This is a genomic window from Anaerocolumna sp. (assembly GCF_032079385.1).
GTDB lineage: Bacteria > Bacillota > Clostridia > Lachnospirales > Lachnospiraceae > Anaerocolumna.
Genome location: NZ_DAMAUC010000005.1, coordinates 122,823 through 144,454 on the forward strand (window position 1 = coordinate 122,823; position 21,632 = coordinate 144,454).

Annotated in this window: 20 protein-coding genes; all 20 read right to left on the reverse strand. The window is 34.5% G+C overall.

Going from position 1 to position 21,632, the window contains the following annotated elements; genetic code table 11:
• Positions 1–31 precede the first annotated feature (31 nt).
• Entirely contained in the window at positions 32–1,312 is a 1,281-nt protein-coding gene (locus RT261_RS06210; protein ID WP_313130739.1) for a hypothetical protein, read from the reverse strand.
• 33 nt (positions 1,313–1,345) lie between these two features.
• Positions 1,346–2,524, reverse strand: coding sequence for a glycosyltransferase (locus RT261_RS06215; protein WP_313130741.1), 1,179 nt, complete (start codon positions 2,522–2,524; stop codon positions 1,346–1,348).
• A 73-nt stretch (positions 2,525–2,597) separates the two neighbouring features.
• The gene (locus tag RT261_RS06220; RefSeq protein ID WP_313130743.1) at positions 2,598–3,710 is read right to left on the reverse strand and encodes a glycosyltransferase family 4 protein; all 1,113 of its coding nucleotides are present in this window, start codon (positions 3,708–3,710) and stop codon (positions 2,598–2,600) included.
• On the reverse strand, positions 3,707–4,903 hold the full coding sequence (locus tag RT261_RS06225) for a glycosyltransferase (RefSeq protein ID WP_313130745.1): 1,197 nt from the start codon (positions 4,901–4,903) through the stop codon (positions 3,707–3,709). The genes RT261_RS06220 and RT261_RS06225 overlap by 4 nt, the downstream gene beginning before the upstream one ends.
• Positions 4,900–5,907 (reverse strand): acyltransferase, encoded by a 1,008-nt coding sequence (locus tag RT261_RS06230; protein ID WP_313130747.1) that lies wholly within the window; start codon positions 5,905–5,907, stop codon positions 4,900–4,902. Before RT261_RS06230 ends, RT261_RS06225 begins: the two co-directional genes overlap by 4 nt.
• Positions 5,908–5,919: 12 nt before the next feature.
• Positions 5,920–6,597 carry an acyltransferase gene (locus tag RT261_RS06235; protein ID WP_313130749.1) on the reverse strand — a complete coding sequence of 226 codons (678 nt, stop codon included), beginning with the start codon at positions 6,595–6,597 and terminating at the stop codon, positions 5,920–5,922.
• Positions 6,587–8,524: a glycosyltransferase gene (locus tag RT261_RS06240; RefSeq protein WP_313130750.1), complete on the reverse strand. Its 1,938-nt coding sequence runs from the start codon at positions 8,522–8,524 to the stop codon at positions 6,587–6,589. The genes RT261_RS06235 and RT261_RS06240 overlap by 11 nt, the downstream gene beginning before the upstream one ends.
• 4 nt (positions 8,525–8,528) lie before the next feature.
• Positions 8,529–9,506, reverse strand: a complete 978-nt coding sequence (locus RT261_RS06245; protein ID WP_313130752.1) for a hypothetical protein — start codon at positions 9,504–9,506, stop codon at positions 8,529–8,531.
• Positions 9,496–10,194 (reverse strand): WbqC family protein, encoded by a 699-nt coding sequence (locus RT261_RS06250; protein ID WP_313130754.1) that lies wholly within the window; start codon positions 10,192–10,194, stop codon positions 9,496–9,498. Before RT261_RS06250 ends, RT261_RS06245 begins: the two co-directional genes overlap by 11 nt.
• 40 nt (positions 10,195–10,234) lie before the next feature.
• Complete coding sequence (locus RT261_RS06255) at positions 10,235–10,801, reverse strand: sugar transferase (RefSeq protein ID WP_442871765.1); 567 nt, start codon at positions 10,799–10,801, stop codon at positions 10,235–10,237.
• Between the two features lie 80 nt (positions 10,802–10,881).
• A complete protein-coding gene (locus RT261_RS06260) occupies positions 10,882–11,544 on the reverse strand; it encodes a PIG-L deacetylase family protein (protein ID WP_313130758.1) in 663 nt (220 codons plus the stop codon).
• Between the two features lie 121 nt (positions 11,545–11,665).
• Positions 11,666–12,760, reverse strand: coding sequence for a lipid II:glycine glycyltransferase FemX (locus RT261_RS06265; RefSeq protein ID WP_313130760.1), 1,095 nt, complete (start codon positions 12,758–12,760; stop codon positions 11,666–11,668).
• The gene (locus RT261_RS06270; protein WP_313130763.1) at positions 12,761–13,849 is read right to left on the reverse strand and encodes a DegT/DnrJ/EryC1/StrS family aminotransferase; all 1,089 of its coding nucleotides are present in this window, start codon (positions 13,847–13,849) and stop codon (positions 12,761–12,763) included.
• Positions 13,833–14,369: a GNAT family N-acetyltransferase gene (locus RT261_RS06275; protein ID WP_313130765.1), complete on the reverse strand. Its 537-nt coding sequence runs from the start codon at positions 14,367–14,369 to the stop codon at positions 13,833–13,835. Before RT261_RS06275 ends, RT261_RS06270 begins: the two co-directional genes overlap by 17 nt.
• Before the next feature lie 34 nt (positions 14,370–14,403).
• Entirely contained in the window at positions 14,404–15,495 is a 1,092-nt protein-coding gene (locus RT261_RS06280) for a DegT/DnrJ/EryC1/StrS family aminotransferase (protein ID WP_331665419.1), read from the reverse strand.
• 152 nt (positions 15,496–15,647) lie between these two features.
• The gene (locus RT261_RS06285; RefSeq protein WP_313130771.1) at positions 15,648–16,778 is read right to left on the reverse strand and encodes a UDP-N-acetylglucosamine 4,6-dehydratase family protein; all 1,131 of its coding nucleotides are present in this window, start codon (positions 16,776–16,778) and stop codon (positions 15,648–15,650) included.
• A 162-nt stretch (positions 16,779–16,940) separates the two neighbouring features.
• Positions 16,941–17,663: a CpsB/CapC family capsule biosynthesis tyrosine phosphatase gene (locus RT261_RS06290; RefSeq protein WP_313130773.1), complete on the reverse strand. Its 723-nt coding sequence runs from the start codon at positions 17,661–17,663 to the stop codon at positions 16,941–16,943.
• Positions 17,656–19,098 (reverse strand): polysaccharide biosynthesis tyrosine autokinase, encoded by a 1,443-nt coding sequence (locus tag RT261_RS06295; protein ID WP_313130776.1) that lies wholly within the window; start codon positions 19,096–19,098, stop codon positions 17,656–17,658. The genes RT261_RS06290 and RT261_RS06295 overlap by 8 nt, the downstream gene beginning before the upstream one ends.
• Before the next feature lie 207 nt (positions 19,099–19,305).
• The gene (gdhA, locus tag RT261_RS06300) at positions 19,306–20,640 is read right to left on the reverse strand and encodes an NADP-specific glutamate dehydrogenase (protein WP_313130779.1); all 1,335 of its coding nucleotides are present in this window, start codon (positions 20,638–20,640) and stop codon (positions 19,306–19,308) included.
• Positions 20,641–20,837: 197 nt separating this feature from the next.
• Positions 20,838–21,611: an N-acetylmuramoyl-L-alanine amidase gene (locus tag RT261_RS06305; protein ID WP_313130781.1), complete on the reverse strand. Its 774-nt coding sequence runs from the start codon at positions 21,609–21,611 to the stop codon at positions 20,838–20,840.
• Positions 21,612–21,632: the final 21 nt, after the last annotated feature.

Here is a 21,632-nt window from a genome sequence, read left to right on the forward strand (position 1 = left end):
TCTCACTTCTTTTTATGGCTTTGAATCAGGTTTAACTGCCTCTTGCTTCCAGATATTTTTGGCTGGAGGAACATGCAACCAACAGCATCACAATACCCATCATTTTTATTTCTCCAAGCAAGATATTAACAGTAAAACCTATTAATATAGACAGCACCCAAATATATTGTTTCAGGCTGGTTCTTTTCCTTTTTCGGAATACTAAATACATAAAAATAAAATAAGAAACAAATCCATATCCAAGAATCCAGTAAAAATGTCCATTATGAGGAGAAAACTTGCTGCCATCCACTAATGTAACCCCACCTTTACCCCAAAGTATATATTCCAGAAAATTAACTTTCTGAATGATATACTGCCATATTCTAATACGGGAATCTCCTGAATTTCTATCAATTCGCTCTAATGCTTCCAGAGCAACACCAGTTTCTAAATACTTTGGTATTTGTGGAATGATATATATCAGTGATAATACCGTAATCAAAAACAAAACTAGAGAAGTGGGGGTAATTTGAAACTTTAACTTGTGTTTTCCTTTTACCAACTGGATTAGCTCTACAATAATAAATACAATAATATTAAAAGCAAAAACTAAGAATCCTCCGTTGCTCATGCAGGATATTAATACAAACAGTAAGGATAATAAGGAAAATGTTTTGGTGAAAAAACTGGTTTTCTCATTACACCATAAATATAATACAATTGCATTCATCATATATCCTATGTTATTGGCATCCATCCATATGAAAGAATATCGGTATCCAACAAAATTTGCATAGGAAAGTTCGTTGATGGAAATACCGGAACGGTGATTCCAAAACAGTATTACTTTGTGGTAAAAAGATTTATCAATATTGTAGAATACGGCTAATATGACTACAGAAACAATAAATACAATTAAAAAATTCTTAACCTTAAAGTCAAATTGATTCAGATAATTCACAAATATAAAATAATACAAAAACATAGTGGTGAACTGGATTAAGTACACTAGATTTTTATATATATACTGGGGAGCTAAAATAAAGCTAAACATTGTACTGATACACATTAAAATAAAAATTATGAGAAATAATTTATATTCTTTTGATTCATTTAATTTCTTATATCTTCTTAAGAACCAATAAAATGTCAGAGGCATTGTATAGGGAACTGATATAAACCAAACATAAGGCAAAAAAAGTGTATCAATAACACAGGCGTAAAACACAAACTTATCAAAATTGTCTGTTTTATTTTCACTGGAATTCATAATAAATTCTTTCATATTCAGTCCTCCAAGCCAGGCAAAATCAAACTGTTCTGATTCCATCTGACATAAGCTTTAAGCGTGAATGCTTTTCCTTCACACTTCTTTTTTAATAAATTCATATATTTTTTTACATTGCTTTTCCCATGTCTTATTTTCTAAAACAAATTCTCTGGCTAGCGATGCCTTTTTTTCTAAATCACTGCTTGGTAACCCCATTATTTCATTGATTTTACCGGCTAATTCCATTGGTTCATTATTCTCCACAAAAAACATTTTATCGTAATATTCTTCTGTAAAACCATTTAGTCTTGTGGTTAGTACCGGAGTTCCGCTGACCATATACTCAAAGATCTTAGAAGGAAATGTAACTTTAGAGATAAGATTGTCAACAGGTCTCGGATTAATTAGTAAGTAAGCTTCGCTTTGGATTCTCTTTATGGAATTGTTATCAATTTTACCCCAATAGCGGACATTATCCATTTTCTCCGCACATTGAGCTACATACTCTGTAATCTGACCACTGCCATAGATATTAAGAATTGCCTCTTTATCCTCTATATACCCCATGGCCTTTATTAAATTCATAATTCCACTATATTCAACAAGAGCTCCTGAATAAACCAGATTCTTTTCTGCAGACGTTTTTACTGGTATTTCATTAATATCACGGGAATCCAATCCCCCCTCCATTACAATATAAGGCTTATCCGGTGCAAATAACTGGATTGCATATTTATTTAATGTGATTATTTTGTCACAGAGGGTTATTCCCTTCCCGGTTAAGTAATCAAATATACGTCGAAGCACCTTTGAAATGCCCTTTCTGCCAACCGTATCATCAACGGGCAAATCAGCAAGGAGTGTTACAATATTACAGCCATATTTCTTTTTCAGCCATTTTGCAGGTAATCCTATTTCAGGAAACATGTTAAAAGTAAATATAGTTTTAATTTTATATTTTTTAATAAGTCTTTTTCCTTCAAAATAGGTGGAAAAAGTTTCATATACTTGTTTTAGGATTGGTAAATTAAGAAATCCTATTTTAAGAGAATAAAATGAATCAAAAAGGCAAATTCTCTCCCGTTCTATAACTAATTTTCCATTTGGATAAGCAGCAACCGGGTAAATTGTAATGCATTTCAGATCCATATCCGAATACTTCGCTAACTGCTCCAATACATTGACCTGCATTTTATTACCGGCCACCGATGCACCATATAATTGTGAAGCAGTTTCCCGGTTGACTGCATACCCTAAAAATAAAACTTTCATTTTCTATTCATACCCTCTCTTAATCAGAATGGAGGAAATAAAGGTAGTAATATTCAGAAATTTGGGTTAAAAATTATTTATTTTCTTCTTTAAGAGTCATAAATACGTCTATATGTCGTTTTACCATAGTCTCAATGGTATATTCCCTGATTTTATTTCGATTGTTATTTGCCATTTTTAATCTTAAATCCGCATCTTCCAGAATCTCACTTATTTTTTCTGCAAGTGCTTCCGGATCTTCAGAAGGAATAAGAAAGCCATTCTCATAATTCCTAATCAACTCTACTCCCGCTATACATTTATCCGTGGTTACCACAGGTAAACCATGTGCCATAGCCTCATTGACCACTAAGCCCCATATATCCTCTCTCGTTGGCAAAACAAATAAATCGGCCATCCGATAGTAATTACTTAATTCTTCCCTGGACTTAAATTCTACAAAATGGACATTGTTTAAATCTAAATCTTTTATAAGGCTGATATACTTCTCTGTGGGTTTCCCCCCTACGATGTAGATATCCAAATTGGGACGGATATCTTTGCAGGATCGGAATAAAATATCATAACCCTTTCTATCGATAAATTGGCCTACGGATAAGATTACCTTTCCTCCTCCAGCCCCCAGTTCTTTTTTTAGCTGCAATTTTTCCTCATTCTCTGCTAGGTGAGAACTGATATCCTGATCTCTAAGGGAGGTAAAAGGATAGCGGAATACTTTTTCTTTCTTAGCTCCATAGGTAAGAAAATATTCATCATGGCTTTGAGAAGTGCTGAAATATCCGGCAGCACCTTTTATTAAATGCTTTTTATAAGCTTCTTTCAGACCTTTTCCATTCTTAGGAAATCCCCCATCACCTTCCAGTAAATATGGAATTTTACGAAGCTTCATATATTCAATAGCGATAATTCCTGTTGGAGTTGCTATATTAGATACGACTATAAAATCATACTTTTCTTTTTTCAAATACTTAATCATTCCCAAACAAACTGCTTTATCTACATCAACCGGAATTCCTTTCATTATAACTCCGGTAAAATTAACAAAATGATGATGACTCCAGCTTTCATCCCGTTCCGTTGATGTAAATTTTTCAAATAGTACCGTTAGTTCACAGTATTTTCCCAACTCTGAAAAAAAATCAACTCTGTATGGGGAGGGTACATTGATTACCCATAAAATTTTCATGGAATCACTTCCTTATATAAATCTAGATATGCTTGATAACATTTATGCTTATTGAACTGTCTCGCCCACTGAGCGCAATCGTTTGTATTCTTAGGCATTTTCTTTAATTCCCTGATAGCAGTCATATACGATTCTGCATTGATGGCTTTCACAATCCTTCCGCATTTTTCGTTAACCAGTTCCGGATTAGCGGAATATTTATTGGTAATTACCTGTGTTCCACATGCCAGGGCTTCCAAGGAAACCATTCCAAAGGTCTCTTCTATAGATGGATTGAGAAATATATCCGCTGCAGAATAAATTTCTGCCAATTCTGTTAGTTGGTTCGTGCGGCTTACAGCTAATACATTGCTGGAAAGTAACTTTCTTTGCTTTTTATCCATTCCCACAAGTACAATTTTATAGTTATTGTCTAATTTTTCTGCCAAATCATTGAATAGCCATAACCCTTTTCTGTTACTCCATATGGATGCTACTCCCAATAATATTGTTTTACCTTCCAAATGATTTTTTTGCCGAAAGCTGCTTCTTGATGGCTTGAATATATTCAGATCAATTCCATTTGGTATCACTCTAACCTCATAGTCACATAAGAAAGACTTCTTAACTTCTTCCTTTAGCCAGTTTGATACAGTAACTATGGTTAGATTTTCTACGCCAGTAAAAATTTCTTTTTTCAAATTATAATTTTCTTTTGAATTATCGAATAAATAACTGGCAGGGTATAGGTTCTTTTGAATACAATTATCACATTCCCTCTTCCATTTATTACAATTCACAAAGGTATAATGGGCACAATGACCTGTATAGGCCCAGCAGTCATGTAGTGTCCATATGACAGGTACCCCCATTTCCTTTATGTATTCAAACAATAATTTTATATTAATATAACTTCCATGAATATTATGAAGATGAATCAGGTCAGGATGGTATGCTTTTGATTGCTGTACAAACTTCTTCGTGGCCTTAACGGAGCCAAAGCCCTGTAAATCAAACAGCCTTGTTTTTAATGCATGAATATAAACGTCCAGGAGGTTTCCTATTCTTATATTACCATCCAAATCCTCCGTGCATTCTCTTCCATACCCTATTCGTGCCTCATTTCCAGATGCTATTATGGAATGATATAAATCACTGGTAATCCTTCCTGTACTTCCATATCCAATGTCAGAATTGATTAATAAAATTCTCATATCCGGCTCCTATCTGTCTTATAGACCCCAAGTAATATATCAGCAATCTTATTTACTTTGATTTTTTTCGATAGATACCGTACCATTTCAATACCTGTTAAAGTCATTAATATAACAATAAAAGGCCTGAATAATGTAAAATACCAAAGATGGAAGCGGTTAAAAAAGTTCGTAATAATTCCTGCAAATGGTGTATGCAATAAATATACGGAAAATGACATTTTACCCAGGTAGACAAACCAATTTGCTTTTTTCATACCAGAGCAATAACTAGATACTCCCAATACTAAGGCAATTGCAAACAGTTCGGCAATTATTGCAGCATGTTTCCAATAACTGATGTATATGCCAATGGACAGATAGACCATCAGAATAAACACATATATACTGCATATTATTGCAAGCCATTTCTTACAAAATAAAGCCAGCTTTTCAAGAAGATTATACTTTCGGATAAGCAACCCAAGTATAAAGTAAATGGCCCAATTCAAAGGGTTAATATATGGATAAATGTCCAGCAATTCCTGTCCGGTTAAAGTAATGCTAATTACGGATAAACAACTGATGACTATTAAAAAACGATTATTATTTCTTAACTTCCAAAACAATAAATAAAAAATCATTAAAACCGTCAAATAGTATAAATGGCTAAATACAGTAAGTGTGGTAAACCAATTATAGAAATTTAATCCGCCTTTACGAAGAGCAACATACAAAAACAGGAGGGTTCCGCAAAAAGACCACGGGATTAAAATCGTCCTGATTTTGGAATAAAAAAATTGGTAGAATGTTTTAGTAGTACGAAAGTAAAGATATCCAGAAAATAAGAAAAATACGCCAACACCAATAGAGCCAATGCTGCTTAGCATATTCCCCAATAAAACATTCCATGGTGGTGTATTTTGGGGTACGGTTGCAACATGTGCAGCAACAATACTTAATAAAGCAAATGCTTTTACAACGAATATATAATCTCTCTCAGAAAAGCTTTTCGATTCCTTCATATACTCACCAAATTATATCCTTCTTTCTTCCCAGTTAATTCCTCTTTTTATTACCTTAGCCGGGATCCCCCCTAATATAACATTGGGTTCGTCAAATTTTTCTGTAACAATTGCACCTGTTGCTACAATAGAATCCTGGGCTATTTTTGCTCCTTTAGTTACTATGGTTTTATTGCCGATCCATACATGATTTTCTATTCTGATATCCTTTGACTGGTTAATACGTTTTCCCTGTAAATCAAGAATAGAATGACTGTCTCCTGTTCGAAAAACAATATCTGAGGAGAAAAGACAGCTTTCCCCTATTGTGATTTTACTTCCTTCCATACATGCTAAATGGGTCCTTCCGCTGATATGTGTTCCCATCCCAATCCATACAAGATTGTTATCATCCTCTATATGGATTTCACATTCTACGGCAGATACTCTGCTGCCTATAAAGATTTTATTGTTGTCACCGGTAATATTTATCTTACATCTGGATAATACACTTTGACTATCTACAAATATTGTATTATTCCTGCCTCTTATTTTAATCTGGCTGTTTTTCATGAAACAGTTTTTAAGGTAAATCTTATTTTTAATTTTCCCTTTCATTCTGTTTAATCCAAATAGATGGGTATAAAGATAAGCAAAGACTATGGATAGCTTTTGATTCTTTAATAATATTTGTTTAATGTTATTTATCATGCAGAGTCTGCTTCCTTCTTCCATATTCAATTACTTTACCTAATTCAATATATGCATAACCCTCTTTACAGGTTTTTATTATTTTCGCTTTTTGACGTTTTGATAATTTCCGGCTATTACTATAAGATTTATTAAACTTCGGTTTTGTTAACAACTCTTTTTTGTATTTTATAAGATAATCGCTTGTAGATCCAATTATTCTGGCAGGTACACCAACTACAACTGAATTGTCCGGAATACTTTTTGTTACCACACTGCCAGCCCCAATAATCACATTGTTTCCAATGATTACGCCCGGCAATATTAAGGTTTTAGCACCTATAAATACCTTATTCCCAATAACAACTCTTCCAACCTTACCATACCCCAAATGAACTCTGGCAGACTGGTCATGGGCAAGAATCTGAACATTGTTAGCCACTGTTACGTTATCCCCGATCTCTATAAGATAGCAATGGGCAGGATCAAATTTCGTTGCTGTCTGTCTGTGAAAATTGCGGCCTATCTTCATTCCTTTTTTCAAATAATAAGTCGTTGGTAAATCTCCGTAGCAGATAAAATTAATAAGCTTAAAGATTGAAGATAAAATAAAACTTTTTATTTTGTTTATTGAACTCACCCTCCCTTCTGGTACATAATTATTGAATCTGTTATGCCCATTCATAACCTTATTTTGTTTTTCTACTTGCTCTTCTATTTCCTTTTCTATTTCCTTTTCTATTTGCTCTTCTTCCTGAAAATGCTCCATGATTATTTTATAACTTTCATCCGAGGAATAGTTATCCAAAAGCAGTTGATGTCCTTTTTCTCCCATTAATTTTCTGGTTTCTTCTGATTGATTCATTTTTTCTGCAGCCTTCCTGAAACCATCTATATCCCCATGGCAGGTTTTTACCCCACAGCCAGCGCTTTCAATAATATCGCCAATATCCGTAGCTTTATCAACAGCAGCAATAATTGGGATTTTGGCGTTCAGATAAGTCAGCATCCTGGATGGAAAATTAGGTACTGTATTTTTTTTATCTAATAAAATTAGTCCAATGTCACAAGCCTGAATTAACTGGATAAACTCTTTTTTCTGAATCCATGGTAATATTTTTGCATTTTGGGCGGGCATACTGTTTATACTCTTGTATAAAAAATCATATTCGGTACCAGACCCTGTGATTAAAAAGAAATAATCAGAGTCGTCTTTATAAGAATTTATGATATCAACTAAAAACCCGATTCCCTGGGATTTTCCCAGATTTCCGCCATAGACGAGGATAGTTTTGTCTTTCGGCAGATTATATTTTTCTCTGATAAACTCTCTGTCTATCATTATTGAATCCCGTATTTTCTGGCTGTTTGGGCACTCTTCAATTATTTTATTGTTTAGATATTCATTGTTTTTTTTTACATATTCTACATTTGCCTTTGACATACACCCAATATAATCCGAACTTTTGTAAGTGAATTTTTCTAAGTACCGAAAAACTAACCAGACAATTCCACCTTTCCTCATGGCACCCAGATCGACCGTATCCTGTGGCCATATATCTTTTAATAAAAGATATAGTTTGGTTTTATACATTCTTTTTAATAGCACCACACTAGGCGATAAAGTAATAGGAGGTGTTGTAAAAAGAATTAAATGAAAGGTCTGGTTTTCTAGATACTTATGTACTGCATAGATAATCTGTGGATTTGCAAGGAAGGAAAAAATAACCTTACAATATTTATTGGTTTTTTGTATATTCCCGGTCCTTACTCGCAGAACCTGTATCTTATTTTCATAGGACAGATGGGTTTTCTGCTTATTTACCCATTCATTTGCAGTCAGTACAGTAACCTGATGCCCATGTTCAACAAACTCCTGCATTAGATCTGTATACAGATTATAATCCGCTTTTTCAGGCCATGACATTGTTATCAATAATACTTTCATTGATTCATAATTCCTTACTTATAATATTAAAGATATATTTCATTTCATTTTCACCATATCTTTGGTCTATGGTTATTGGAATCATATATTTGGACATATAGTATTCAAAAGAATCCGGATCTGTTTCACTTAAAAGATAATTCCACCAATGTCCCTGGAATACTTTATGTTTAAGTAATTTGAGCAATAGCTTATCATCCTCCACTACTAATGGATACACCATGGGAATACAATCATCGGAATAGAACATCCCCGGATTGATTTTGTTGATGTTGTCAAATAAGTTACAGGCGGTTTTGAAATTTTCCCGGCGTTTGCTCTTTATATACTCATAATCCGTTCCATCTAATATAGCATGGGTTAATTTAGACATTCTCTTTATGTCGGATTGATTTATTCTGGCTTCATTGGCTTCCCTGGCCTGATATGCCTTCCCCTCACATCCATATTCAATGCGCTGTAATAAAAACAGACTTGTGTCAGAAGAATAATCCAGCTCATACTCCTGTAAATACTCCTCCCCATGATTTCCAATTACATAGGCACCATCTGGTACCCCAATAAATTTTCTTGCAGAGTATACATTTAAGCAGCCTTTTATAGCCGGTGCAAAGAAGGCCTGGGAATTATCAATAATCACCTTCTGGAAATTGGATGATAAATAATTCATTCTATCGTGCCCCATGATTCCAAAGTAATTGACCAGTACAATTGCTGTATTCTCAGAACAGCTTTGTATCTTGGGACTAAAGTTTCTATCCAGGGAATAGTAAAGAACCTTTATCCCTTTTTTTATAAGAAAATCCCTTACCGTTTCACATTGGTAATAGGGAAGAAAAACAGTATGGCAATTAAGTACACGTGCAGCATGATAAATACCTGCCCTGGCAGAATTTAAACGTGCAGCATTGCCTTTATAATATTCAAGTCCCTTAGGAAAATCCAACTCAAGAAAACTTCCTATTTCCTTTTTAACTTCCATGGCTCTCCCCCCCCATTTGTACCTTAATAGAATCCCAGTCATAACCATAATTAAACAGGTAGTCTATGATTGATAAATCAGGCAGGAATTCTCCCCAGAGCTGTTTATAGATAATGGAATGGTAATCGGTATACCTAAGTTCTATGCCAGATTCAAGAAAATGTTCCCTTACCTGGTATACCCTGGCTCCATTCCCGGATAAATAAACACTGCCTTTTAGCGCCGTACATATATCAAGAATCCGCTCCTCTTTAAAAGTTGTAATACCTAAGGAAGAGGAACGCTCAAATCTTTTGGTTATACCAAGTTTGCGGCAAAAAAGTTGAATAATAGCAATATTCATATCTGCAATATTCTCATATTCAGGATGTAAAATACTTTCAAAATCCGAATAGACGGGTTCAAAATATTTTGTTTTTCTATAATTCATCCACAAAGTTTTCAAATGCTTTTGTTTCCATCCCAGATAATCCCTGGTCTTTACTTCCTGTATACGGTTTCCTAATGTCTGCTGCACAGGAGCCTTTAGCCGGAGTTCTCCCTGAGGTGATTTAATCCGGTTCCAATTGCTAAAACCTTCATTGGAATACTGGGCATCGTCAAGAAAAACAAAACAATCGCTTTGGGCAATCTTATAAAAATATCCCGGATAAGGTATATAATCTGGCTGGTGAATGGCTATTATCATAAATTTAAATCTCCTTATAAAAAAGAGGATCCTTTTTGCTCTAATCTTCCTTTTTGATTTTATCCCTTCTCTCCTGAAAAAAGGATTCTCTATTATAATTACCATATTGAATTGCGTTCCTTTTAAAAATACCTTTTAGGGATGCTATCATAATTTTAAAATCCAGAAGGAAGGATACATGGTTGGCATAATCAATTTCATATTTAAACTGCTGCTGCCATGTAGGCGTAATGTCACCATACAAAACTTCTGGTGGAATCAACCCGCCTCTTACCTTATGCCTCTGCAGCTCATATTCCGTATAATAAGGCAGATACTCTGGAACAAGGGGTCTTGGTCCAACAAAAGAAATATCTCCTTTTAAGATATTCCATAGTTCGGGAAGTTCATCAAGAGATGTGGAACGAAGAAAACTTCCAAACTTGGTCTGTCTTAATTCATTAGGCAGTAAATTTCCATTGGCATCTCTGCTATCCCTCATAGTTCTAAATTTATACATAGTAAAAATATGATTATTTTTACTGACTCTAAGCTGTTTAAATAAAATTGGTCTGCCAAGCTTAATCCGGACAAATAGTGAAATAATCGTAAAAAAGGGTATGCACATTATAATTGCCAGGATAGAGACGCTTATATCAAAAATGCGCTTTATATATTTACTGTACAAATTAATACCTCATTTTTCAGTCAGATTACCTGCCGGATTAAAGCAAAGGCTTCTGCAGCCCTTACATTTATAGTTGCACCTCTGTATTTAGCCAGAGCATCTAAAGCTTCAATGGAACGGGAATTTGGAAAATCATACAATTGGGACTGATACTGTTTCATTGCTTCCATCTTCTTTTGAAGATAATTACTAATATCAATATAAACATTTGGTATAAATACATTTGCTGTATGGGGTATATTACACTCTGTTTCCGAGACAGTTTCATAAGAATATATTGTCTTTACCCTATGTTTATATTTCGGTCTTAAAGCTACCATGGATGCCTCTGCTATTATTTCATGATCTTTTTGCATATCACCGTAATGGGGAATAAATACAATATCCGGCTGCACTTTGTAAATTACTTCATACAGCTTATCGTTTATTTCACTACGATTTACCTTTTCTAACATGGAAGCGGGAAAATCAAAGTAGAACGTTTCCTTAATTCCTAATAATTTATGGCATTCTTTTGCTTCCCTTAGAACAGTTTCTACCAGTTCTTCAGAAAACAAAGGCTTATATCCCCTTGATGTAATGCATACAAAAACATTATGACCTTCATGGATATATTTTGCTATTGTACCTCCAACTCCAAGAATTTCATCATCTGCATGGGGAGCTATTACTAATATATTCATGATCTCCTCCAGTCTAATTGGGATGCTTGCAAATTTACAAAACAGACCCAAGAGTAACTATCCATAATACAATTCATACTTTTCACATAGCAGTATTATGTTATGAAATTGGTATGTATTACTACAGATAATCACCTCTGTATAAAGGGAAAAAATCAGTGGCAGATTGTAACATAGTAGTGTCGGAGTGATTGGATTTTTGCATTTCCTTTTTTCTGATTTCTATTAGCTGGTCATACTTTTCCTGATCGAAAATCTTAGTTCCAATAGTGAAAGTATAATCCGAATCTCTGCTAAAACTGCTTTTAAACCTATATAAGCTATCTTCCTTACTGCCCAATCCTCCCCCTAAATGAAAGGTCTTAAATCCATTATCAAAACCCCAGCATGCGGCTTCATATAATAATAAATTAGTTGGTGCAAGATGCTGGTATACTTTCTGTGATGCAGAAAGATGATAGTTCATATGACCATTGGTAAGCAACAGGACCGCCATTGAAATAATGTGCTTCTGATATACAGCATAAAATAAAACTGCTTGATTTTTTAAATCATATAATATGCTGTGAAAGAAATCTTCTCCGAAATAATAATATGGTTTTGCCTTATCTTTATCCATAGTTGCCTTATACAAGGGCATAAATGACTTAATTAAGTCTTTGCTTCGTCCCCAGTAGATTTCAACTCCTGATTTTACTGCTTTTCTTACCATATTCCTGTTTTTACTGGTAAGATTATTCCATATTTCTTCTTTGGAATTTAATGGAATAACAATGGTTTTACCAAGTTTTGAAATATGATACAGCATTTCAAGTGTTTCGTAATCGCTTAGGAGGGGATGAAAGCGTACAAACTCGCTTATGATACCTTTATTAATACAGTAATCTGTGTATTCCTTTTCTAACCGCTTCACAGTATCCCGGGTAATATTTCCTTCAATTAAAAATCCTCCATAGCCATATGGCGTGGTGATATCAAAATAAGCGCCTTGGGGAATTTGATTTTTAAACCTCTTGTCTGCCTCTATATCTCTTAAAATAAATACATTTACTGCTTTTATCCCATCATCTTCATAATAAAACAAAGCAGGTTCTCCATCCCCATGAATCTGAAAAGCTTTTACGTATTCAGACAAATAGTAAACATCATATTTATGAAAACTGGTAACAATCCGGTTCCATTCTTCCGGTTGATTTATCAATACTTCCTTTCTCATTTATTCACTTCCCCTGATTAATGATCTGTCATTTTCTAATTCACCAAGTACGGATATTATTCTATCCATATCTCTCCAATCATATCGTTGGTCACATGGTATGGACAGAACCCTATTATAAATATCCCTTGCATTTTTAAAATTATTTGCAGAAATCTGTTCTGGTCTGCTCCAATGTATGGGACAGTAAATTTGCTGGCTGCTAAGCCTTTCTCTGATTTGGTCACGTTTATTATTAAGATAAACCGGGTAAAACATTGGGCATGTATTTTCCGGAACATCCTTAAAAACAGGTTCTATGAATCCAATCCCATTCAAACCTTTCTTTAATCTCTGGTAATTGTTATTTCTCGATTTTACTAATTTATTTACATCTATTCCATTCATAATATTATTTGATAAAGAATCAATTCTATAGGGATAAGGTTCTTCTGAAAGTATCCTCTCCCCATGTGAAAACAAATTTAAATACTGTTTCTTTAATGATTCCTCTTTCTTATGTATATATTCTGCCTTAAGTAAGAGTGCCTCTTTTCGAATTGCCGCAAAGGATTTATCTTCCGGTAATGTATTTTTTATTTCCCCTGCTGGTGATGCCAGCAGGCCACCGCTGGGTAAACCCATCCATTTTCGTACACTGGCAATATAGTAGTCATTCTCTTCATATCTCTTAAAATCAGAAAATAAAGTTTGCGTCACATCTTCAATAATAATAGCAGAGCTTCTTTTGAGTTCTCCAATTACTTCCATTAGATTACTATTAGTAGAAAATCCAAAGTAACCCATATGAAGAAATATTCCTACTTCTCTATTCTCCCTTATGGTTTCGATTACAGGAGATAAATCTTTATTAACGTCATAAAAGCTGCAATGATATCCATTCTTTTGAAATGGTAAAATTACGGAATCGCAGATATACGCTGGCAATAAAACGGATTTAAATCTGGGATTTACTTCTTGTAATAACAGAGATATAGCACCTCTTCCAGAAGTTGTAAGTACTGTATTACCAAACTTTCTTACCCACTGTGCTTCCCTTTTTTGTTCTGTCAAAACGTCATCTAACCAAAATTCACTCCCTATTTCCATAAAAATCCTCTTTCAAAATGGAGTATACAAACAGGTTATGATAAGCACCTTTTTTATATATTCTGTTTCGCAGTACCCCTTCTTTCTGAAAACCTGATTTTTCAAACAGCTTATGGGAGCCAATATTATAATCATTAATGTGTGCATAAATACATTGAAGACGAAGTTCAGAAAAAGCGTAACGGACCGTTGTTTTAATGGTATCCGTACCAAAGCCCCTTCCCCGGAAGCTTTTCAATAATTTTATATGAATCTGTGCGGTACCATTGATATAATCTATATCTGACAGGATTACTGTACCTGCGGTAGAATGTTCTTGTTTATCATCAATCATGCATCGTAAAACATGAGGCTCGGAATCAATGGACTTAATCCAGTCTTCCTGCTTTAAATCAGATACTGGAAATGACCAACCCCCAAGCAGGTATTCCATTTCACCGTCATTTATCATGTTTTTTAATATATCCTTATCAGAAAGTTCAATGGCTCTTAATATAACTTTCTCACCCGATAGAATCAATTGATTTCCCCCATATTACTGATGTTTTTAACCCTTATGACCACAACTCTTTTATGATGGAAATTGTCCTGTTTAAGTCTTCATCTGTCATCTTTGTATCACTTGGTAAGCAGACTCCCTCTTCAAATATCATCTCGGAAACACCTGCCCCAACAAAATCATAGCCTTCGAAAAATGGCTGCATATGCATAGGTTTCCAGATGGGTCTGGATTCAATATTGCTTTTTTCTAATGCCAGTATAATATCAAGGGGCTTTACCTTACCTCTTAACAAGATGCAGCTTAACCAGCAATTTGATTTACTCCAATTGTTCATTGGCATCATGTGGACGCCTTCCATATCTTTAAGCATCTTCTTATAATACTCAAATATATATCTTTTCTTCTCAATTCTCTTATTTAATATCATAAGCTGACCTCGGCCGATACCAGCTAAAATATTACTCATCCTATAGTTAAAACCCAATTCACTATGCTGATAATGCCTGGCTGGATCTCTGGACTGGGTTGCCCAGAATTTTACTTTATTGATACTTTCTTCTTTATCCGAGATCAGCATACCGCCTCCCGAGGTAGTAATGATTTTATTACCGTTAAAGGAGAAAACACCATAATCACCAATGGTACCAGTATATCTGCCTTTATATAGGGTACCTAAACTTTCTGCTGCGTCCTCGATTAAAGTTACGTCATACTCATTACATATCTCTGATATTTTATCCATATTCGCTGACAAACCATATAAATGGACAACAATAACTGCCTTAGGCTTTTTCCCAAGCCTTCTATACTTTTCAAAGGCTTTCTGTAGTGCTGACGGACTCATATTCCAAGTTTCATAATCGCTGTCAATAAATACAGGTACTGCTTTTTCATAAATAATTGGGTTAGCAGTGGCAGAAAAGGTTAAGGATTGGCAAAACACAATGTCTCCTTCCCTGACACCTGCTGCTTTTAAGGCCATATGAATAGCCGCTGTTCCAGTGGAAAGAGCAGCGGCTGATTTAATTCCTACCATATTGGCCAGCTCTTTCTCAAATTCATTAACATTCCTGCCAAGAGGAGCAATCCAGTTAGAATCGAAGGCTTCCCTGATATAATTCATTTCATAACCTTCATCACTCATATGTGGTGACGAAAGGTATATCTTTTCCCCACTCATGTTTACGATCATACCCCTTTCAAAGTCCTCATACCCTTTAAATAATATATTCCCAAGTATTTATTCTGTTACTTTCATTAGGCTTATTCAATGCATGGATAAACCTATGGAATAGCCTAATCCGTAACATTATTATTTATCATAAAGCTAGGTACAATCTTTATAAGGGATTGACGAATAATATTCCCTTCTTTTGTCTCCAATGCCTCCCTTAATATTTTCATTTTCTCTTCGATTTCTTCCGGCGACATTGATTTCTGTCTCTCAATAAATATCTTTTTATTTTCAGTTATGACAAGTCCTTCCTGCATAAAAAGTTCTTCATTTATTTTTTCTCCAGGGCGCATCCCTACTTCTATTATTGGAATCTCAGAATATGGAACATAACCTAGTAAACGGGTTAAATTTTCTGCCAGTTTCAGAATATTTACCGGCTTCCCCATATCTAATACATAAATTTCAGAATGTGATGCCATAGACCCTGCTGTTAATACAAGCTGAACTGCTTCCGAAACTGTCATAAAATATCGTTCCACTCTTTTATCTGTAATGGTAATGGGTCCTCCATGCTCAATTTGGCGTTTAAACAAAGGAATTACCGACCCATTAGAACCTAAAACATTGCCAAAACGGACTGCTGCGTATTTTGTATTACTAATATTCTTCATACTTTGAATAATCATTTCGCACATTCTTTTACTCGCACCCATCATACTGGTTGGATTTACCGCTTTGTCTGTAGATATAAGAACAAATTTTTCGGCATTCCATTGATTTGCTGCCTGAACTACATTATAAGTTCCAAAAATATTATTCTTAATTGCTTCTTCCGGACATTGTTCCATAAAAGGTACATGCTTATGAGCTGCTGCATGAAAGACTATTTGCGGCTTATAACGCTGAAATAACTGATCCATCTTATCCCTATCCTGTACGGTGGCTATTTCAACTTCCAAATTAAGGCCGTCTTTATAATCACATAACAACTCCTGTTGTATGTCATAGGCATTATTTTCATAATAATCGATAATGATTAGCTGAGCCGGGTTGGAACTGGCAATCTGCCTGCATAATTCCGAGCCAATGGACCCCCCTCCTCCAGTTACCATAATCACTTTTTGATTAAAGAATTTATCAATTTCTTTCTTATCAAAAGAAACACAATCCCGCTCTAAAAGATCATCAACTCTAAAATCCTTAGCAGAGGATGGTAAATTATTTTCACTATTTTGCAAAATTTTCATCATAGGAGTACCTCTGAACTGACTTATTCACTGGGTTGTTTCCGTCATGTTTCAAAAATTTTATAGAAAAGTCGCTCTTAGTTAATACAAAAGGCGACAAAAAAAAGTAATCCCACTTCATATTTGTCACTCCTTTTTAAAATCTTAAATAAATCTATCTTTGGTTTAAATCCCTTTATTTATAAGAAACATTATTTTTTTATTCATTTCAATCCCATTCACAATACACTCTGCATTATATTTTAGATTGCTGCAGCAATTACTTCCAATTTCTTGTGTTATAATATCCAATGTCTGTGTTATAACAGGAAATCTATCCCTCATATTATGGCAGTCGCTACCCAGTACATCAATTAATCCAGCCTTTAAATAACGGACTGCTTGGTTCCTTCTTTTTTTCTCTATTAATGAAGTTGTATTTAATTGAATTACGCAGCCCATATCCCGTAACTTTCTTATATTCTTGTTTGCTATATCATATCTTTCTATATGGGCAATAATGGGTATGATATTATAGAATGAAATCAGTTTTTCAATTGTTTCAAATATACTTCCATCCTTTTTTTTACTATATGGCAATTCAATTAGCAAATACTTTGTATCTCTTATACATAACTTACTAAGATCAGGATAATGAAATAAATAACTGTGAAGTATTGTTTCACTCCCAGGAATCAGCTCAACTTTTGCGTCATGCATTAGGCTCATTGCAGTTGTTCTTTTATTTATAAATTCTTGGAGTGAAACCTGCATAGGGTTAAAATGAGGAGTGCACACTGCCTTATTAATATTTTGATTGGAAAGAGATTTCGTCATTTCAACTGCTTCAGCGATGCTACTGGCTCCATCATCAATCCCCGGTAAAATGTGTGTATGCAGATCAACCATTATAATTATTGTAATAATAGTAATGATATTTTGATTTCTTATCCTGATCAAAAGAAATCCCATTGAGTATAAATCCCAGTACTTTAATCTCCATGTATTTGCATCTAGATAGAAAGTTTGTAATATCCGAATGTGAGGTTACTTCCTCTCTTACAACTATTAACACGCCATCCGCTGCCTTCATCAGGCTGAGGGCATCGGATACAACCCTGATTGGAGGTGTATCAATGATAATATAGTCATATTCTCTTTCCAGCTTCTTTAATAATTCCTCCATTTGACTACTGGCTATCAGTTCAGAGGGATTAGGAGGGATGGTTCCCAAGGGCAGTACATATACGTTATCATATGAGGTCTTCTGAATTGAATTTTCTATATCAATCATATTGGACAATACATTGCTGACCCCAGGACTGCTTTTTATATTGAAAAAATTGTGCAATCTTCCTTTTCTTAAATCACAGTCTATCAATAATACTTTTGAACCGGTTTGGCCAATTACAATACCTAAATTGGTAGTGATTGTGCTCTTCCCATCCTCTGGAAGCGAGCTGCTTATTACAATCTTCTTACATCCTTCATGACGTAAGGTAAATTTCAAATTGGTTCTTAGAGAATTATAGGCTTCTGTTATAATGAATTGTGTATCCTTCTCCACATTTACTTTTATATTTTCACTTTCATTTGTCTTTTTATTTTCCTTCCAGCCTATTTTCTTTTTTAGTCTTTTTGCAATAGGTATTATCTTTTTTAATAAAACTTTTTTCTTTTTATTCTTGTTATAATCTGGTATTGCCCCTAAGATAGGAACTTGGTACTTTTTTAATAAATCCTCCTGGTTTTTAACATTTACATCCATAACTTCCCCTAGTAATGAAATCAGCATAGTTATAATAAATGCAATCATTCCTCCAATTAAAGTGTTCTTTAATATATTGGGACTGGAGGGTGAGGTTGGTAAAGCCGGAGGATCAACTATACTGATTTGTGCTGTGTCTTTAATACTCTTTATTAATTTAGGTGCAATTTTCTCCATTGACTTTACTAATAGAAATGAATCCTCGGGATTCATAGAGCTTACACTTATTTCAAAAATCTCTGTATTATTGATAGATTCAATGTTAGTCATACTTTTTAGCTGTTCTCTGGATAATCTTAAATTACTTTCTTCTATTACCTGTTCATAAAATTTCTTTGTCTGCAAAAAGCTTATATAAGTTGTTACTACTTTCTGAGCATAATTTAATTCATTTAAATCAGCAGAAGAAGTGGAATCATTGGAATTAACATACATTTGTACTGATGCAATATATGTTGGTTTTATAATATATTTACTATATAGAAAAGAAACACATAAGCCTCCAATCGTACAAATTGCAATAAAAATAATTCGCTTCATAAATATTTCAAACATTTCTTTTAGTGTAAACTCCATAACTGAAATTCCCCCTTAAGTGCTATGATCTTTCTCTGATATTGATACTGCCATCTCATATCTGATGATTCTTTACCTTATAATATGACATTATTTTAATTTAGTGAAAATTGCTTTGCCTATAGAAACAAAAAAATAAGGATCAGAAATGACAATAATCATTCCTGATCCCTTTTATTTTTGTCTATAAAATTAAACATTCACAGTTTACCAAATACCCTGGGCCAACATGGCGTTTGCAACCTTTTCAAAACCTGCAATATTGGCACCTGCAACATAATTACCCTCTTGGTTATAACGTTCAGCAGCATCAGATAAATTATGGAAAATATGAACCATAATTTGTTTTAACTTAGAATCTACTTCTTCAAAAGTCCAGCTTAGTCTTTCGCTGTTTTGTGTCATCTCAAGTGCTGAAGTAGCAACACCTCCGGCATTAGCTGCTTTACCCGGTGCAAATAAAACACCATTTTCCTGAAGAAACTCAGTTGCTTCTAAAGTAGTTGGCATATTGGCACCTTCTGCAACTGCAATACATCCATTGGCAACTAAAACTTTTGCATCCTCTAATAATAATTCATTCTGTGTAGCACAGGGAAGAGCAATATCACATTTCACACTCCATACTCCCCTGCCTTCATGGTATTCAGAATTTGGTCTGTAGTTCTTATAGTCCGTAAGTCGTTCTCTTTTTACTTCTTTGATTTCCTTTAATGCAGCCACATCTATGCCTTCCGGATCATAAATCCATCCATCGGAATCGCTGATGGTAACTACTTTTGCCCCTAGCTGCTCAGCCTTTTGCGCTGCATAGATAGCCACATTGCCTGATCCGGATACTGCTACAGTTTTACCTGCTATATCATGACCGTTACATTTTAACATTTCTTCTGTTAAATATAGGAGACCATATCCAGTTGCTTCTGTTCTTGCCAAAGAACCACCGTAAGATAAACCTTTTCCGGTTAGTACTCCTTCATATTTACCAGTAATTTTCTTATATTGACCATACATATAACCGATTTCTCTGGCACCGGTTCCAATATCACCTGCCGGAACATCTTCATCTGCTCCAATATATTTATAAAGCTCCGTTATAAAGCTTGTGCAGAAAGCCAGTACTTCCCTGTCTGATTTGCCTTTGGGATTAAAATCTGAACCACCTTTACCACCACCGATGGGTAAACTGGTTAAAGAATTTTTAAAGATTTGTTCAAATCCAAGAAATTTAATTATTCCAATGTTTACAGAAGGATGCAATCGCAGACCACCCTTATATGGTCCAATTGCATTATTAAACTGAACACGGTAACCTGTATTAACTTGAACCTGACCTTTGTCATCAACCCAAGGCACTCGAAACTTAATTTGTCTGTCCGGTTCTACTAATCTCTCAAGTAATGCTTCTTTTCTGTATTTCTTTTCATTTGCATCTACAACGGGTCTTAGTGATTCCAATACTTCTTTTACAGCTTGATGGAATTCAAGCTCACCCGGATTTTTCTTCACTACTAATTCAATTACTTCATCAACGTATCCCATATAATTACTCCTTTATCTTTCATAATTTTTATACCAAACACATGAAAATATATCGCACAAAAAAAGAGCAAAAAACAGGCGATTCAGGCTAGGCAAATACGCCTTTGTTTTTGCTCTTATATAAATTATATCACTTTAACGCAGAAAAGCAATATTTTTTTTAATTTTTTTACACAAAATGTGAATTGCCCTACCATCTATTCGTACCGTACAATTAATGTATCATATCCAACCCTCTTTAATTCCTGTTCTAACATAACCGCCTGATCCAAGCTTGGAAGTTCCCCTATTTGCACTGCATATAAATCTCCCTGGGAAACAATAAGGGGTTCATAACCAAGAAGCATTAATTGATATTGAAGATAAACTGCGTTTGCTAAAACTCCAAATAATCCTACCTGTACCCGATAAGTATGTGTATTTTCAGTAGTTTCATTCATCATATTAAGAGTTTCCAATATACCTGCAGCAATTCCATTTGCAATGGCTTCAAATTGCTCATCAAATAAAAGATTATCCGAGTCTGTATTGATAAATCCAACATTTACAGATAAAGCCGGCATATTCGTTCTTTTTAATATAGGTAAATCCTTTCGTATATCTATGCCTAAATCAGGAAATCCTACTTTTTCTAATTCCCTATTAATAAGTTCTGCAGCAATAGGTTTAATACCTTTCTCATCATACATTAAAGTTACCACACCACTGTACGTGTTGGGTAAAGGACTTGAATTTCTATGAAGTGCTATAAATAAATCGGCATTTTCAGCATTTGCTACTTGAGCTCTTTTAATCGGTGAAGAATAAACATCCTCCGTTCTGCTATATAAAACTTCAACACCGTGACCTTCCAATATCTTTCCAACTGCCAGGGCTAAGTTAAGATTATCATTTTTTTCAAGCCTGTTACCATATACCGCACCACTGTCAACTCCTCCATGACCCGGATCTATAACCACTCTGTTTGCCATAGCACCCTCTAATACCTTGTT

What these genes read in the sequence shown, in the direction of transcription:
- RT261_RS06210 (WP_313130739.1), bottom strand. Translation starts at nt 1,312, where the DNA reads ATGGAATCAGAACAGTTTGATTTTGCCTGGCTTGGAGGACTGAATATG.
- RT261_RS06215 (WP_313130741.1), bottom strand. Translation starts at nt 2,524, where the DNA reads ATGAAAGTTTTATTTTTAGGGTATGCAGTCAACCGGGAAACTGCTTCA.
- RT261_RS06220 (WP_313130743.1), bottom strand. Translation starts at nt 3,710, where the DNA reads ATGAAAATTTTATGGGTAATCAATGTACCCTCCCCATACAGAGTTGAT.
- RT261_RS06225 (WP_313130745.1), bottom strand. Translation starts at nt 4,903, where the DNA reads ATGAGAATTTTATTAATCAATTCTGACATTGGATATGGAAGTACAGGA.
- RT261_RS06230 (WP_313130747.1), bottom strand. Translation starts at nt 5,907, where the DNA reads ATGAAGGAATCGAAAAGCTTTTCTGAGAGAGATTATATATTCGTTGTA.
- RT261_RS06235 (WP_313130749.1), bottom strand. Translation starts at nt 6,597, where the DNA reads ATGATAAATAACATTAAACAAATATTATTAAAGAATCAAAAGCTATCC.
- RT261_RS06240 (WP_313130750.1), bottom strand. Translation starts at nt 8,524, where the DNA reads ATGAAAGTATTATTGATAACAATGTCATGGCCTGAAAAAGCGGATTAT.
- RT261_RS06245 (WP_313130752.1), bottom strand. Translation starts at nt 9,506, where the DNA reads ATGGAAGTTAAAAAGGAAATAGGAAGTTTTCTTGAGTTGGATTTTCCT.
- RT261_RS06250 (WP_313130754.1), bottom strand. Translation starts at nt 10,194, where the DNA reads ATGATAATAGCCATTCACCAGCCAGATTATATACCTTATCCGGGATAT.
- RT261_RS06255 (WP_442871765.1), bottom strand. Translation starts at nt 10,801, where the DNA reads ATGTGCATACCCTTTTTTACGATTATTTCACTATTTGTCCGGATTAAG.
- RT261_RS06260 (WP_313130758.1), bottom strand. Translation starts at nt 11,544, where the DNA reads ATGAATATATTAGTAATAGCTCCCCATGCAGATGATGAAATTCTTGGA.
- RT261_RS06265 (WP_313130760.1), bottom strand. Translation starts at nt 12,760, where the DNA reads ATGAGAAAGGAAGTATTGATAAATCAACCGGAAGAATGGAACCGGATT.
- RT261_RS06270 (WP_313130763.1), bottom strand. Translation starts at nt 13,849, where the DNA reads ATGGAAATAGGGAGTGAATTTTGGTTAGATGACGTTTTGACAGAACAA.
- RT261_RS06280 (WP_331665419.1), bottom strand. Translation starts at nt 15,495, where the DNA reads ATGAGTGATGAAGGTTATGAAATGAATTATATCAGGGAAGCCTTCGAT.
- RT261_RS06285 (WP_313130771.1), bottom strand. Translation starts at nt 16,778, where the DNA reads ATGATGAAAATTTTGCAAAATAGTGAAAATAATTTACCATCCTCTGCT.
- RT261_RS06290 (WP_313130773.1), bottom strand. Translation starts at nt 17,663, where the DNA reads ATGGTTGATCTGCATACACACATTTTACCGGGGATTGATGATGGAGCC.
- RT261_RS06295 (WP_313130776.1), bottom strand. Translation starts at nt 19,098, where the DNA reads ATGGAGTTTACACTAAAAGAAATGTTTGAAATATTTATGAAGCGAATT.
- gdhA (WP_313130779.1), bottom strand. Translation starts at nt 20,640, where the DNA reads ATGGGATACGTTGATGAAGTAATTGAATTAGTAGTGAAGAAAAATCCG.
- RT261_RS06305 (WP_313130781.1), bottom strand. Translation starts at nt 21,611, where the DNA reads ATGGCAAACAGAGTGGTTATAGATCCGGGTCATGGAGGAGTTGACAGT.